Source organism: Micromonospora sp. RTBAU3-60 (genome assembly GCF_054963695.1).
In genome coordinates this window covers 59,099-73,599 of sequence record NZ_JBUEGB010000016.1, presented here as the reverse complement: position 1 = coordinate 73,599, position 14,501 = coordinate 59,099, and the positions used below count along the sequence as shown (strand labels likewise).

The following is a 14,501-nucleotide window of genomic DNA, read 5'->3' as shown; positions in this document are numbered from 1 at the left end:
CCCCTCTTCGGTGCCGCCCATCGGGCTGCTACCCGCGAGGAGGGACTTGAACCGGCCGCCGGCACGTCCTCGGCCCTCCCGGCGGTCGACGAGCCTCGTGCCGGGCTCCGGGGCCGGTCCGACCGGTGATCGGGATGGGGCGGGGAGCGTCATGTGTGCGGGACGCTACGAGCTTGATGACCCGAACCGCGTCCGCGTACTCCCTGGAAAGCCGACCGCCGCACCCTTGGAAGGGGTGCGGCGGTCGGTGCGGCTCGACGGGCGGGGCTCAGGAGCCGGGGGTGCCGGCGCGCTTGGACGTCGCCTTGAGGTAGTCCCGGTTGAGCCGGCCGATGGTGTTCAGCGGGATGCCCTTCGGGCAGGCCGCCGCGCACTCGCCGATGTTGGTGCAGCCGCCGAAGCCGGCCTCGTCGTGCGCGTCCACCATGCCGATCACCCGGGTGTACCGCTCGGGCTGGCCCTGCGGCAGCAGCGAGAGCTGGGTGACCTTGGCGGCGGTGAACAGCATGCCGGAGCCGTTCGGGCAGGCCGCCACGCAGGCGCCGCAGCCGATGCAGGCGGCCGACTCGAAGGCGGCGTCGGCGTTGTTCTTGGCCACCGGCACCGAGTGGGCCTCGGGGGCGCTGCCGGTCGGCGCGGTGATGTACCCGCCGGCGGCGATGATCTTGTCGAAGGCGTTCCGGTTGACCACCAGGTCCTTGACGACCGGGAAGGCCCGGGCGCGCCACGGCTCGATGTCGATCGTGTCGCCGTCGGAGAACTGCCGCATGTGCAGCTGGCAGGCGGTGGTGCCACGCTGCGGCCCGTGCGCCTCACCGTTGATCATGAGGCTGCACATGCCGCAGATGCCCTCGCGGCAGTCGTGGTCGAACGCGACCGGCTCCTCGCCCTGGAGGATCAGCCGCTCGTTGAGCACGTCGAGCATCTCCAGGAAGGACATGTCCGGGGACACGTCGTCGACCTGGTAGGTCACCATCCGACCCTTGTCCTCAGGGCCCCGCTGGCGCCAGATGCGCAGGGTCAGATTCACTTGTAGCTCCGCTGCGTGGGGTGGACGTATTCGAACTGCAGGTCTTCCTTGTGCAGCACGGGCTGGTCGCCGGTGTACTCCCAGGCCGCCACGTAGGCGAACCGGTCGTCGTCGCGCTGCGCCTCACCGTCGGGGGTCTGGTGCTCGGCCCGGAAATGGCCGCCGCAGGACTCCTCGCGGTGCAGGGCGTCGATGCACATGAGCTCGGCCAGCTCGAAGAAGTCGGCCACCCGGCCGGCCTTCTCCAGCGACTGGTTGAGCCCCTCGCCGTCGCCCGGGACGCGGACCCGCTGCCAGAACTGCTCGCGCAGGGCCCGGATCTCGTCGATCGCCTTGCGCAGCCCGGCCTCGGTGCGCTCCATGCCGCAGTGCTCCCACATGATCTGGCCCAGCTCGCGGTGGAACGAGTCCACCGTCCGGTCGCCGTTGATCGAGAGCAGCTTCTGGATGCGCTCCTCCACGGCCGCGCGGGCGGCCACCACGTCCGGGTGGCTGGCGTCAACCTTCTCGAACGAGCCGGCGTTGGCCAGGTAGTTGGGCAGGGTGTTCGGCAGCACGAAGTAGCCGTCCGCCAGGCCCTGCATCAGTGCCGAGGCGCCGAGGCGGTTGGCGCCGTGGTCGGAGAAGTTCGCCTCACCGATCACGAACAGGCCCGGGATGCTCGACTGGAGGTCGTAGTCGACCCACAGGCCACCCATCGTGTAGTGCACGGCGGGGTAGATCCGCATCGGGACCTCGTACGGGTCCTCGCCGGTGATCCGCTCGTACATCTCGAAGAGGTTGCCGTACTTCGCCTCGATGGCCTTGCGGCCCAGCCGCTGGATGGCGTCGGCGAAGTCCAGGTAGACGCCGAGCCCGCCCGGGCCGACGCCCCGGCCCTCGTCGCAGACGTTCTTGGCGGCCCGGGATGCGATGTCCCGGGGCACCAGGTTGCCGAAGGAGGGGTAGATCCGCTCCAGGTAGTAGTCCCGCTCGTCCTCGGGGATGTCCTTCGGAGCGCGGTTGTCGCCCTTCGCCTTGGGCACCCACACCCGGCCGTCGTTGCGCAGCGACTCGCTCATCAGGGTCAGCTTCGACTGGTGGTCGCCGGAGACCGGGATGCAGGTCGGGTGGATCTGCGTGTAGCAGGGGTTGGCGAAGTGCGCGCCCTTGCGGTGGGCCCGCCAGGAGGCGGTGACGTTGCAGCCCTTGGCGTTGGTGGACAGGTAGAACACGTTGCCGTAGCCGCCGGAGGCGAGCACGACCGCGTCGGCCAGCTCGGTGGTGATCTCACCGGTGACCAGGTCCCGCACCACGATGCCGCGCGCCCGGCCGTCGACGACGACCAGCTCGAGCATCTCGTGGCGGGCGTTCATCTCCACGTTGCCCAGGCCGATCTGCCGCTCCAGGGCCTGGTACGCGCCGAGCAGCAGCTGCTGGCCCGTCTGGCCCCGCGCGTAGAAGGTCCGCTGTACCTGCGCGCCGCCGAACGAGCGGGTGTCCAGCAGGCCGCCGTACTCGCGGGCGAACGGGACGCCCTGGGCGACGCACTGGTCGATGATGTTGACCGACACCTCGGCCAGCCGGTGCACGTTCGACTCCCGCGAGCGGAAGTCGCCGCCCTTGACGGTGTCGTAGAAGAGCCGGTGCACCGAGTCGCCGTCGTTGCGGTAGTTCTTGGCGGCGTTGATGCCGCCCTGGGCGGCGATCGAGTGGGCCCGGCGCGGGCTGTCCTGGTAGCAGTAGGACTTGACGTGGTAGCCCTGCTCGGCCAGGGTGGCCGCGGCCGAGCCGCCGGCCAGACCGGTGCCCACCACGATCACGGTCAGCTTCCGGCGGTTGGCCGGGTTGACCAGTTTCGCCTCGAAGCGGCGGCGCTCCCAGCGGGTCTCGATGGGGCCGTCCGGGGCCTTGGTGTCGGCGATCGGGTCGCCTTCGGTGTAGAGATCCATGTCAGGCCACCAATCCGGTGAGTACGGCGAACGGGACCACCAGGTAGCCGGCGACCAGCACGACGGCGAAGACCAGCGCGGCGCTCCGGGCCCGGCGCTCGCCCTTCGGGGTCTGCTGGCCGAGGCTGCGGAACGCGCTGAACGCGCCGTGGCGCAGGTGGAAGCCCAGCGTGACGAGGGCCAGGACGTAGAAGAGGGTGACGTACCAGCGTTCCGGGGCGAAGTCGGCGACGACGTTGCCGTACGGGTTGGCCGGGTCGCCCTGGGGGTTCAGGTGACCGGTGGTCAGGTCCAGGATGTGGTAGATCACGAAGAGCAGGATGATCACCCCACCCCAGCGCATCGTGCGGGCCGCGTAGTTCACGTGGATCTTGCGGCGGTGCGCGTACGGCACCGGGCGGGCGGCGTGGGCGCGCATCGACAGCACGGTGGCGGCCCCGATGTGCGCGAGCACGGCCACGGCCAGCACGGTGCGCTGGATCCACAGGTACCAGGTCGACGGCAGCAGGGGCGTCCCGATCTCGCGCAGCCAGTGCGCGTAGTGGTCGAACGACGTCTCGCCCGTGAAGACCTTCAGGTTGCCGAGCATGTGCAGGATCAGGAACAGCACCAGGAGAATGCCCGTCACCGCCATGACGACCTTGAGGCCGACGTTCGAGCGGATGGGCGACCGAGTTTTCGTGATTACCACGCGCCCGACGCTAGGAGCACTTCGATCAGTCGTCCAATGCATCGACTGCGCAGTCTTGATAGCCATAAGCTATGTAGATGCAGCTCCATCAGCTCCGGTACTTCGTTGCGGTCGCAGAAGTACGACATTTCACCCAAGCTGCCGACCTGGTGGGCATTACCCAGCCCTCGTTGAGTAAGCAAATTCACGCCCTGGAGGCCGACCTCGGGGCCCCGTTGTTCGAGCGGGTAAGGGGCAACATCGCCCTCACCGCGGCCGGCGAGGTGCTGCTGCCGCTGGCCAAGCGGATCCTCGCCGACGTCGACACCGCCACCCGGGAGGTGCAGGAGCTGGTGGGGCTGCGCCGGGGGCGGGTCCGGCTCGGCGCGACGCCCAGTCTGGCCACCTCGCTCGCGCCCCTGGTGCTGCGCCGCTTCCGCGACGCCCACCCCACCGTTGACCTGCGGGTGGAGGAGGGCGGCTCGCAGGACCTGGTCCGCGACCTGCTCCGCGGCGACCTCGACCTGGCGCTGATCATCATGCCGGCGGCGGGCACCGACCCGGGGCTGCGCGCCGACCCGATCCTGCGGGAGAGCCTGGTGGTCGCCTCGGTGGACCCGCTACCGGCCGACCCGGTCACCGGCGAGCTGCGCATCACCGACCTGCGCGACGAACCGCTGGTGATGTTCCGCGAGGGCTACGACCTGCGCGACGCCACCCTCCAGGCGTGCCGGGAGGCCGGCTTCGAGCCGCGGCTCTCGGTCGACGGCGGCGAGCTGGACGCGGTGCTCAGCTTCGTCGAGGCGGGGCTCGGCATCGCGCTGGTGCCCGGCATCGCGGTGGCCCGCCGGCCCGGCATCCGAGTCACCCGCCTCGCCCGGCCCGGCGTACGGCGGACCATCGCGGTGGCCCGCCGCCGCGATGTGGTGCCCACCCACGCCGGCCGCGAGCTGCGCCGCATCCTGCTGGAGTACGTCCACGACGCCACCGTCGGCAACGAGCTTCCGCCGGGCGTGGAGCCGCTCTAGGTCGCTGTGGCGGGGCAGCGAACTGCCTGTGGCGCGGGTTACATTCCGGCTGCTTGTCCATTTCAGACCCCAGGGGGCACCTGATGGCACGACAAAGGCGTCTGTGGGCTCGGCTCGCCGTAGTGGCGGCCACCCTGATCGCGGCGGCCGGGGCGGCATCGCCGGCGGCCGCGGCGCCGATCGCCGACCTTCACGTCACCGCACCGGACGTCACCATGGCCGCGGACTCCGCCGGCAAGCCCGTCCACCTCACCCTGACCAATCATGGCCCCGCCGACGTCCCCGTCGCGACGCTGGTCGTGGACACCCGCGACCTGGACACGTCGAAGGTCCGTGTCGAGCCGGTCCTCTGTGATGAGCCGCAGTCGGGGGTCTACGAGTGTCACTCGGCCAGCCTCGAGATGGACGTCGTGCCGAGCGGCATGGCCCTCGACTGGCCGTTCATGATCACCCGGCTGCGGGGTGCCAGCGGGGACGCCGGCTCGATCACCTTCACCGCCAGGCACGACGGCACGGACCCGGAGCCGGGCAACAACCTGGCCCGCGTCGGCGTGACCATCGGTGGTCACGGTCCGGACCTGATCGTCAGCGCCGGCGACGTGCGGCACGCCGGCCGGGTCCTGCCCAACGGCGACACCGACGTGACCGGGCCGCTGCACCCCGGCGAGAACGGGCTCTTCGGTTACCTCGTGCGCAACGTCGGCGACCGGCCTGCCGCCGGGATCAAGCTCACCGCGAAGCTACCCGCGCACGTCACCTTCACCCGGGTCGGCAAGGGTTGTGCCCTCGCCGCGGGCCGGGGCTCGATGACCTGTACCTATCCCGACCGGGTCCTGGTGCCGGCCGGCGAGGACCAGGGCGACGACTCTGTGCTGTCCGCTGTCGACCTGGTGAGGGTCGCGGCCGGCACGACCGCCCCGGTCACCCTGACCGGCGGCCTGATCACCGTGGAAGCGCTCGCCGTCGGCCCGGCCGAGGCTGAAGCGCCCGGCCGCGCCGACGCCGCGCCGACCGGTGCGGTGGAGACCGAACCGTCCGGCCCCGCCGAGCCGACCCGTGCGGCGGACGCCAAATCGCCGGGGCCGGCCGACGTGGAGCCGTCGCCTCCGGCCGTCACCGGGTCGTCGCCCGCGACCAGGAGCGGCGCGCCGCAGGATGCCCTGGCGGTCGTGGCCACCGAGCTCGATCCCGGCGACAACCGCGATGGGTTCCAGGTGGCGGTGGTCGCCGCGCCGTCGGGCGGCGGATCCGGTGGTGGCGGCAGCGGCGGTGGCACCGGAGGCGGCACCCTGCCGATCACGGGTGTCCAGGTGGGACTCATCGGCGGGATCGGCGCGGCGGTGGTGCTGGCCGGTGTCCTGCTGCTGCTGGCCGGCCGCCGGCGGCGTGTCGTGACGGCGGTGCCGACCGCCGAGAAGTCGGAGTCGTGAGCCCGGACGGGCGCGGGTCACGGTCGAGAGATCGCCCCGCGCCCGTCCGTCCGGTTCGGGCTCAACGCCCCTCGGCGTCGTCCATCGCCCGGTAGATGCGCTGCTCCGACACCGGGTACGGGGTGCCGAGCGCCTGGGCGAAGACGTTCACCCGCAACTCCTCGATCATCCAGCGGATCTGCCGGACCGCCGCCGACTGCCGCTTCGCGGGCGGCAGCGCGGCCAGCAGGTCCTGGTATTCCCGCTGCACCACGGCGATCCGGTCCTGCTGCTGCTTGTCCCGCTGCGGGTTGCCGGGCAGCCGGTCCAGCCGGCGCTCGATCGCGGTGAGATAGCGCAGCAGGTCGGGCAGGCGGGCGTACCCGGCCTCGGTGATGAACCCCTTGTGCACCAGGCCGCCGAGCTGGTTGCGGACATCGGCCAGGGCAGCCACCACGGCCAGGTTCTTCGTCGCGCCGAGCCGCTGCTCCACCGCGTACCCGGCGGCGAGCACCTGACGGACCCGGCCCATCACGTCGACCACGGTGTCGACCAGGTCGGCGCGGACCCGGTCACGCAGTGCGGCGAACCCGGCGGCGTCCCAGGCCGGGCCGCCCGCGTCCGCCATCAGCTTGTCGATCGCCGCGCCGGTGGCGTCCTCGATGAGCCCCTGCACCCCGCCGTGCGGGTTGCGGCTGAGCGCCAGCTTGGCCTCGTTGCTGAGCCGGCCCTGGAGGAACTTCGCCGGCGACGGCAGGGTCAGCCGGAGCAGCCGCCGGGTGCCGGCCCAGTGTGCGGCCTCCTGCTCGGCCGGGGAGTCGAACACCTTCACCCCGACCGTGGCGCCCTCGTCGACCAGGGCCGGGTACGCGGTCACCGCGTATCCGGCGCGGACCTGCTCGATGGTGCGCGGCAGGGTGTCGAGGCTCCACTCGGTGAGCCCGGTCCGGGCCACGTCCGGCGCGGCGGCGGCGACGACCTGGCGTACCTCCTGGCGGAGCTCGCGTTGCAGGGACGGCAGGTCCTTGCCCTCGGCGACCGGCTTGTCGTCCTCGCCGAGCACCCGGAAGGTGACCCGCAGGTGCGGCGGCAGCTTGGCCAGGTCCCAGGCGTCCGGCGGCACGGTCACCCCGGTCATCCGGCGCAGCTGCCGGGTGAGCGCGTCGAGCAGCGGCTCCTCGCCGGGGGTGATCGCCGCCAGGGCCGCCCGGGCGTAGTCGGGCACCGGGACGAAGTTGCGCCGGATCGCCTTGGGCAGCGACCGGATCAGCGCGATGACCAGCTCCTCGCGCAGCCCGGGCACCTGCCAGTCGAAGCTCTCCGCCGGCACCTGGTTGAGCAGCGGCAGCGGGATGTCCACGGTGACCCCGTCGGTCGGCGTGCCCGGGTCGAACGTGTAGGTCAGCGGCAGGGTCACCCCGTCGGCCCGCCACTCGTCCGGGTAGTCCGCCTCGTCCACCCCGCCGCGACCGGAGTTGATCAGCAGCTCGCGGGTGAAGGTGAGCAGGTCGGGCTGCTCCCGGCGGGTCTGCTTCCACCAGGAGTCGAAGTGCCGGCCGGAGACCACGTCGGCGGGGATTCGCTCGTCGTAGAACTGGAAGATCGTCTCGTCGTCGACCAGGATGTCCCGGCGCCGGGCCCGGTTCTCCAGCTCCTCCACCTCGGTGAGGAGCCGTTGGTTGTCCCGCCAGAACTGGTGGTGGGTCTGCCAGTCGCCCTCCACCAGGGCGTGCCGGATGAACAGCTCCCGGGACAGCGCCGGGTCGATCCGGCCGAAGTTGACCTTGCGGGAGGTGACGATCGGGACGCCGTACAGGGTGACCTTCTCGTAGGCCATCACCGCGGCCTGCTTCTTTTCCCAGTGCGGCTCGCTGTAGCTTCGCTTGACCAGGTGCTGGGCGAGCGGCTCCACCCACTCGGGCTCGACCCGGCCGGCGACCCGGCCCCACAGCCGCGTGGTCTCCACCAGCTCGGCGGCCATCACCCAGCGCGGCGGCTTCTTGAACAGCGCCGAGCCGGGGAAGATCGCGAACTTCGCCCCGCGCGCGCCCAGGTACTCGTGCTTCTGGGCGTCCTTGAGCCCGATGTGGGACAGCAGGCCGGGCAGCAGCGACTGGTGCACCTTCGGGGTGTCGATCTCCTCCGGCAGGTCCGCACCGGCGCCGCGCCGACCGCCGTCGGTGTCGGCCGCCGGCCCGCCGCGCCGGCCGCGCCGCCCCTCACCCGGTTCGGGCGTACGCAGCACCTGGCGCAGCTGGCTGACGATGTCCTGCCACTCGCGGACCCGCAGGTAGTTGAGGTACTCCGCCTTGCACATCCGGCGGAACGCGCTGGAGGACAGGGCGCGCTGCTGCTCGCGCAGGTAGCGCCACAGGTTGAGGAACGCGACGAAGTCCGACTCCTGGTCGGCGAACCGGGCGTGCGCCTGGTCGGCCTGGGCCTGCTTCTCCGCCGGCCGCTCGCGGGGGTCCTGGATGGAGAGCGCCGCGGCGATCACGATCACCTCGGTGGCGCAGCCGTTCCGTTCGCCCTCCAGCACCATCCGGGCCAGCCGCGGGTCGACGGGCAGCTGGGCCAGCCGCCGACCCAGCTGGGTGAGCCGCTGCGCCGGGTCGGTCTCGGCCGGGTTCAGCGCGCCCAGTTCGTGCAGCAGGTGCACGCCGTCGGTGATGTTGCGCCGGTCCGGCGGATCGATGAACGGGAACGCCCCGACGTCGCCGAGCCCGATCGAGGTCATCTGGAGGATGACCGAGGCGAGGTTGGTCCGCAGGATCTCCGGGTCGGTGAACTCGGGCCGGGACTCGAAGTCCTGCTCGTCGTAGAGGCGAATGCAGATGCCGTCCGAGGTACGCCCGCAGCGCCCCTTGCGCTGGTTGGCCGACGCCTGCGAGATCGGCTCGATCGGCAGCCGCTGCACCTTGAGCCGACTGGAGTAGCGGGAGATCCGCGCCGTGCCCGGGTCCACCACGTACTTGATGCCGGGGACGGTCAGCGAGGTCTCCGCGACGTTGGTGGCGAGCACCACCCGGCGCCCGGTGTGCGGGGCGAACACCCGGTGCTGCTCGGCGGTGGAGAGCCGGGCGTACAGCGGGAGGATCTCGGTGCCCAGCAGGGACCGTTTCTTCGCCACCAGCTTGCCGAGCGCCTCCGCGGTGTCCCGGATCTCCCGCTCGCCACTGAGGAACACCAGGATGTCGCCGGGTCCCTCGGCGGCCAGCTCCTCGACCGCGTCGCCGATGGCCTGGATCTGGTCCCGGACGTTCTCCTCGTCCCCGTCGTCCTCCTCCTCGGCCTCGACCACCTCGACCAGCGGTCGGTACCGCACCTCGACCGGGTAGGTCCGCCCGGACACCTCGACGACGGGCGCGGGGTTGCCCTCGGCGTCGGCGAAGTGCCGGGCGAACCGGTCGGTCTCGATGGTCGCTGAGGTGATGATCACCTTGAGGTCGGGACGCCGGGGGAGGAGCTGCTTGAGGTAGCCCAGGATGAAGTCGATGTTGAGGCTGCGCTCGTGCGCCTCGTCGATGATCAGCGTGTCGTACTGGCGCAGCATCCGGTCGGTCTGCAGCTCGGCCAGCAGGATGCCGTCGGTCATCAGCTTGACCAGGCTCTGCTCGCTGACCTGGTCGGTGAAGCGCACCTTGTAGCCGACCACGTCGCCCAGCTCGGTGCCGAGCTCCTCGGCGATCCGGTCCGCCACCGTACGCGCGGCGAGCCGCCGGGGCTGGGTGTGCCCGATCAGCCCGTTGATCCCGCGGCCCAGCTCCAGGCAGATCTTGGGCAGCTGGGTGGTCTTGCCGGACCCGGTCTCGCCGGCCACGATCACCACCTGGTGGTCCCGGATCGCGGCGGCGATGTCGTCCTTGCGCTCGCTGACCGGCAGCTGCGCCGGGTAGGTGACGGCCGGCACGGCGGCCCGCCGGGCGGCCAGCCGCGCCTCGGCCCGCGCCACGTCGGCGGCGATCTCGGCGAGCGCCGACTCGCGCCGCTGCGGGTCCCGCAGCTTCCGGACGCCGTCCAGCCGCCGCTGGAGCCGGCGCTGGTCACTGAACATCAGGGGGGAGAGACGGCGGTGCAGGTCGCGGGCGGTCTCGGGCGCGGCGGGTACGGCTGGATTCTGCATGTCGTGGCCAAGGATAGGCAGCCGCCGGGAACAGCGCCCCCGGGTTATCGCCGCCGGACCGCGTCCCGCGCGCGCCGTCCCAGGTCGCGCTCGGTCACCGGGCTAAAGTGGCCGCCGATCGAGGTTGACGACGGGACGGGATGATCATGCGCGACACCGACCGGGCACTGGTCCAGGCCGCCACGGCCGTTGCCAAGCTGCGCTGCCGCAGCGACAACCACACGGTCGCCGCCGCCGCGCGGACCACCGACGGTCGGGTCTTCACCGGCGTGAACGTCTACCACTTCACCGGCGGACCGTGCGCCGAGGTGGTGGCGATCGGCGCCGCCGCCACCCAGGGCGCCGGCGACCTGGAGACCATCGTCGCGGTGGGAAACCGGGGCCGGGGGGTCATCCCGCCGTGCGGCCGCTGCCGCCAGGTGCTCCTCGACTACTTCCCGTCGATCAAGGTGATCGTCGGCCCGCCCGACGGCCTGCGCGCGGTCCCGGTGGCCGACCTGCTGCCCGAGACGTACGTCTGGTCGGACCACCAGGTCGACGTGCCGGCCGTGCCGCGGACCGGGGTGTGGCCGATGCCGGTGGTGCCGGGCAGCCGCCAGGCCGCGGAGGACTGAGCCGGGTCAGTCGCCGGCGGCGGCCTCGAGCATCGAGCGGGGCACCGGCACCTGCTCGAAGCGAACCTGGCCCTCCGGCACCATCCAGCTCATCACCTGGGCGACCAGCCGCCCGGCCCGTACGGCCGGGTCGTTGGCGTAGAGCTCGCGGGCCATCTGCGGGTCCACCGACAGCACCACGAAACCGCGGATCCGCTCGTCGTCGCCGCCGAGGAAGGGGCCGGCCGCGAGGACGGCGCCCTGCTCCACCAGCCCGGCCTGGTGGGCCAGGTGCGCGTCCTGCAACCGGTCGGCCGCGTCCCGAGGCAGCTCGGGCGGGTCGTCGGGACGGACCAGGAGGACGACGGTGTGCTGGTCGAATCGCATGTCCCCAGGGTAGGAGCGCAAACCGGTCCAAAAGGGGCTACCCCGAGGTCCGGGTCCGCAGGGCGCGGATCGACCAGTCGAGGACCGGGGCCAGTAGAACCAGATGGTCTTGACCGTCAGCCCGGTCCGCCGGGTCAGGTCGCCGATCGAGTAGCGCGTCTCGCCGTTCATCTCCCTCACCGTCTCGGCTCCCCCTGGTGGAGGCGCAACCTGTTGTTCTCCAGATCGACGGTCCCGAGTTAGGTCCGCCTAACCTCCTCCGCTAAGGTAAGGCGAACCTAATCCGAGAGGGACCAACCCCGTGACCACCGTCGCCGTCCGGCCCGCCCAGGTCGACGCCCCGATCCGCCGCCGCGCCGGTCGTCGCGTCGCGGTGGCCCTGGCGGCGGCGCTCCTGCTCGCCGTCGCGCTGCTGGCCAGCCTGGCGCTGGGCAGCCGCCAGCTTCCCGTCGACCAGGTGTGGGCCGCGCTCACCGCCCCGGACGGCGGGGAGGCCAGCACGATCGTCCGGGAGCTGCGCCTGCCGCGTACCGCCCTGGGGGTGGTCGTCGGCCTCGCCCTGGCGGTCGCCGGGGTGCTCTTCCAGGCCGTCACCCGCAACCCCCTCGCCGAGCCACGCATCCTCGGGGTCAGCGCCGGGGCGTCCTTCGGCGTCGTGCTGGCGATCGCCGTCTTCGGCGTGAGCACGCTCACCGGATACGTCTGGTTCGGCATCGCCGGCGCGCTGCTGGCCGGCCTGCTGGTCTTCGCCGTCGCCAACCGCACCCGCGAGGGCACCAGCCCGGTCACCCTCGCGCTGGTCGGCGCGGCCCTCGACGCCAGTCTCGGTGCCGTCGTGTATGCGCTGCTCAGCATCGACGCGCGCACCTTCGAGGACTACCGCTTCTGGGTCGTCGGCGGGCTCACCGGCCGGGACGTCGGAGTCGCGGGGCAGGTGCTCCCGTTCGTCCTCGCCGGGGCGGTGCTGGCCGCCGTGGTCGCCCGGGGCCTCGACGCGCTCGCCCTGGGCGACGACGTCGCCCGCGGCCTGGGCCACCGCATCGCCCTGGTACGCCTCGGCGCCGGCCTCGGCGGTGTGCTGCTCACCGGCGCCGCCGTCGCCGCCGCCGGGCCGATCGCCTTCGTCGGGCTGGCCGTGCCGCACCTGGCCCGGGCCCTGGTCGGCGCCGACCACCGGTGGACCCTGCTGGTCGCCGCGCTGCTCGGGCCGGCGCTGCTGCTCGGCGCCGACATCGTCGGCCGGCTCGTCGACCCGCCGGGCGAGGTCCCGGCCGGCATCGTCACCGCGCTGATCGGCGCCCCGCTGCTGGCCTTCCTGGTCCGCCGCGCCCGGGTGGTGACGGCATGAACGCCGCCAGCCCCCGCGATCTCGCACCGGTGGCCCCGGCAACGGGGGCAGCCGCCGCACCTGGCCGGCAGAAGATGCGGGATCGCGCCGCGGCGGAGGCATCATGAGCGCGCCGACCACCACCCTGCCCGGGCGGTCGCTGCTGCGAGTCGGGCCGCTGGCCGTCCCGGTGCGCCGCCGCCCGGCGCTCGTCGCCGCCACGCTGTTCCTGCTGCTCGTCGGCGCCCTCGTGCTCAGCCTCTCGCTCGGCACCCCGTACGTCGCGCCGGCCGACGTGCTGCGCGCGCTCTCCGGCGCCGGCACCCCGTACGACCTCGTGGTCCTCGACCTGCGACTGCCCCGCGCGGTGCTCGCGGCGCTGGCCGGGGCGGCCTTCGGCGTGGCCGGCACCCTGATCCAGAGCGTGGCCCGCAACCCGCTCGCCAGCCCCGACGTCGTCGGCGTCACCCAGGGCGCCGGGCTGGCCGCGACAGTGGCCCTCACCAGCGGCGCGGCGGCTGTCCTGGTGGCCCCGGCGGCGCTGCTCGGCGGCCTGGTCGCGGCGGTCCTGCTGTTCGCCCTCGGCTCCCGGCACGGGCTGGCCGCGCAGCGCTTCGTCCTCGCCGGGGTGGCGGTGGCGTTCGCGTTCCGCGCGCTCACCGAGGTGGTGATGCTCACCGCCGACCCGATCGACGGGCTGCGCGCCCAGATCTGGCTGATCGGCACGCTCGCCGGCAAGGGCTGGACCGAGACGGTCTGGATCGCCGTGACCCTGGCCCTGCTGCTGCCCGTGCTGGTCTGGGCCGGCTGGGCGCTGCGCAGCACCGCCCTGGACGACGACACCGCCCGGGGCGTCGGAGTGCGGCCGGTGGCCCGGCGGATCGGCCTGGCCGCCACCGGCGTGCTGGCCGCCGCCATGGTCACCGCCCAGGTGGGCGCGGTGGACTTCGTCGCCCTGGTCGCCCCGCAGGTGGCCCGGCGGCTGGTCCGGGCGGAGCGGCCGCCGCTGCTCTGCGCGGCGCTGCTCGGGGCGTTGCTGCTGGTGCTGGCCGACCTCGCCGGCCGTCGCCTCTTCGCCCCCACCCAACTCCCAGCCGGCGTGCTCACCGCCGCGATCGGCGGGCCGTACCTGATGTTCCTGCTGCTCCGAGGGAGGCGGTCGTGACCACGCTCTCCACCCGCGACCTGGTCGTCGGCTACGAGGGCCGGACGGTCCTGGACGGGCTCGATCTCGACCTGCCCGCCGACGCGTTCACCGTGATCGTCGGGCCGAACGCCTGTGGCAAATCCACCCTGCTGCGCACCATGGCCCGGCTGCTCACTCCGCGACGTGGCACCGTGCTGCTCGACGGCGCGGTGATCCGCGACCTGCCGACCCGTGAGGTGGCCCGCCGCCTCGGCGTGCTGCCGCAGAGCCCGCTCGTGCCCGAGGGGATCAGCGTGGCGGACCTGGTCGGCCGGGGTCGGCAGCCGTACCAGAGCTGGTGGCGGCAGTGGTCCGCCGAGGACGGCCGGGCGGTCGAGCAGGCGATGGCCCTGGCCGATGTCGCCGGGCTCGCCGACCGCCCGGTGGACACCCTCTCCGGCGGGCAGCGCCAGCGGGTCTGGATCGCCATGACCCTCGCCCAGGACACCGACGCGCTGCTGCTGGACGAGCCGACCACCTTCCTCGACCTCGCCCACCAGGTCGAGGTGCTCGATCTGCTGCACCGGCTGCGGACCGAACGCGGCCGCACCGTCGTGGCCGTGCTGCACGACCTCAACCAGGCCGCCCGGTATGCCGACCACCTGATCGCCATGCGGGCCGGCGCGGTGGTCGCCGCCGGCCCGCCGCGCGAGATCCTCACCGCCGACCTGGTCCGGGAGGTCTTCGGGCTCGACTGCGTCGTCGTGCCCTGCCCAGTCACCGGCGCCCCGCTGGTGGTGCCGGGCCTCACCCACACGTCGGCCGTACCGGCCACCACGCCGGCCCCGGCCGGCGCCTCCGTCGGCGACGCCTGAAC

General features: G+C 72.8%; 11 protein-coding genes. 6 read left to right on the top strand and 5 right to left on the bottom strand.

What is annotated here, in order from left to right:
• Nucleotides 1-268: 268 nt before the first annotated feature.
• The 3 genes from ACY34I_RS18140 to ACY34I_RS18130 are packed head-to-tail and all read right to left on the bottom strand — an operon-like array spanning nt 269 to nt 3,694.
• Nucleotides 269-1,030 (bottom strand): succinate dehydrogenase/fumarate reductase iron-sulfur subunit, encoded by a 762-nt coding sequence (locus ACY34I_RS18140; protein WP_148794186.1) that lies wholly within the window; start codon nt 1,028-1,030, stop codon nt 269-271.
• Nucleotides 1,027-2,961: a fumarate reductase/succinate dehydrogenase flavoprotein subunit gene (locus ACY34I_RS18135; protein WP_462756168.1), complete on the bottom strand. Its 1,935-nt coding sequence runs from the start codon at nt 2,959-2,961 to the stop codon at nt 1,027-1,029. The genes ACY34I_RS18140 and ACY34I_RS18135 overlap by 4 nt, the downstream gene beginning before the upstream one ends.
• 1 nt (nt 2,962) lies before the next feature.
• Complete coding sequence (locus ACY34I_RS18130; RefSeq protein WP_148794184.1) at nt 2,963-3,694, bottom strand: succinate dehydrogenase cytochrome b subunit; 732 nt, start codon at nt 3,692-3,694, stop codon at nt 2,963-2,965.
• Nucleotides 3,695-3,729: 35 nt separating this feature from the next.
• Between ACY34I_RS18130 and ACY34I_RS18125 the strand changes: the two genes are divergently transcribed.
• Nucleotides 3,730-4,659, top strand: coding sequence for a LysR family transcriptional regulator (locus ACY34I_RS18125; RefSeq protein ID WP_462756167.1), 930 nt, complete (start codon nt 3,730-3,732; stop codon nt 4,657-4,659).
• A gap of 122 nt (nt 4,660-4,781) precedes the next feature.
• Nucleotides 4,782-6,089 (top strand): hypothetical protein, encoded by a 1,308-nt coding sequence (locus ACY34I_RS18120; protein ID WP_462756166.1) that lies wholly within the window; start codon nt 4,782-4,784, stop codon nt 6,087-6,089.
• Between the two features lie 61 nt (nt 6,090-6,150).
• On the opposite strand, the gene hrpA is transcribed toward ACY34I_RS18120, so the two are convergent.
• Nucleotides 6,151-10,191, bottom strand: coding sequence for an ATP-dependent RNA helicase HrpA (gene hrpA / locus ACY34I_RS18115; protein ID WP_462756165.1), 4,041 nt, complete (start codon nt 10,189-10,191; stop codon nt 6,151-6,153).
• A 146-nt stretch (nt 10,192-10,337) separates the two neighbouring features.
• Here hrpA and ACY34I_RS18110 point away from each other — a divergent pair, with 146 nt between their 5' ends.
• On the top strand, nt 10,338-10,805 hold the full coding sequence (locus tag ACY34I_RS18110) for a cytidine deaminase family protein (RefSeq protein WP_462756164.1): 468 nt from the start codon (nt 10,338-10,340) through the stop codon (nt 10,803-10,805).
• A 6-nt stretch (nt 10,806-10,811) separates the two neighbouring features.
• On the opposite strand, the gene ACY34I_RS18105 is transcribed toward ACY34I_RS18110, so the two are convergent.
• Nucleotides 10,812-11,171, bottom strand: a complete 360-nt coding sequence (locus ACY34I_RS18105) for a YciI family protein (RefSeq protein ID WP_462756163.1) — start codon at nt 11,169-11,171, stop codon at nt 10,812-10,814.
• 301 nt (nt 11,172-11,472) lie between these two features.
• Between ACY34I_RS18105 and ACY34I_RS18100 the strand changes: the two genes are divergently transcribed.
• The 3 genes from ACY34I_RS18100 (at nt 11,473) to ACY34I_RS18090 (ending at nt 14,499) form a co-directional block, all read left to right on the top strand.
• The gene (locus ACY34I_RS18100) at nt 11,473-12,519 is read left to right on the top strand and encodes a FecCD family ABC transporter permease (RefSeq protein WP_462756162.1); all 1,047 of its coding nucleotides are present in this window, start codon (nt 11,473-11,475) and stop codon (nt 12,517-12,519) included.
• A gap of 103 nt (nt 12,520-12,622) precedes the next feature.
• Nucleotides 12,623-13,663 carry a FecCD family ABC transporter permease gene (locus ACY34I_RS18095; protein ID WP_462756161.1) on the top strand — a complete coding sequence of 347 codons (1,041 nt, stop codon included), beginning with the start codon at nt 12,623-12,625 and terminating at the stop codon, nt 13,661-13,663.
• Entirely contained in the window at nt 13,660-14,499 is an 840-nt protein-coding gene (locus ACY34I_RS18090) for an ABC transporter ATP-binding protein (RefSeq protein ID WP_148794178.1), read from the top strand. The genes ACY34I_RS18095 and ACY34I_RS18090 overlap by 4 nt, the downstream gene beginning before the upstream one ends.
• Nucleotides 14,500-14,501 lie beyond the last annotated feature (2 nt).

What these genes read in the sequence shown, in the direction of transcription:
- ACY34I_RS18135 (WP_462756168.1), bottom strand. Translation starts at nt 2,961, where the DNA reads ATGGATCTCTACACCGAAGGCGACCCGATCGCCGACACCAAGGCCCCG.
- ACY34I_RS18110 (WP_462756164.1), top strand. Translation starts at nt 10,338, where the DNA reads ATGCGCGACACCGACCGGGCACTGGTCCAGGCCGCCACGGCCGTTGCC.
- hrpA (WP_462756165.1), bottom strand. Translation starts at nt 10,191, where the DNA reads ATGCAGAATCCAGCCGTACCCGCCGCGCCCGAGACCGCCCGCGACCTG.
- ACY34I_RS18130 (WP_148794184.1), bottom strand. Translation starts at nt 3,694, where the DNA reads ATGCATTGGACGACTGATCGAAGTGCTCCTAGCGTCGGGCGCGTGGTA.
- ACY34I_RS18105 (WP_462756163.1), bottom strand. Translation starts at nt 11,171, where the DNA reads ATGCGATTCGACCAGCACACCGTCGTCCTCCTGGTCCGTCCCGACGAC.
- ACY34I_RS18095 (WP_462756161.1), top strand. Translation starts at nt 12,623, where the DNA reads ATGAGCGCGCCGACCACCACCCTGCCCGGGCGGTCGCTGCTGCGAGTC.
- ACY34I_RS18125 (WP_462756167.1), top strand. Translation starts at nt 3,730, where the DNA reads ATGCAGCTCCATCAGCTCCGGTACTTCGTTGCGGTCGCAGAAGTACGA.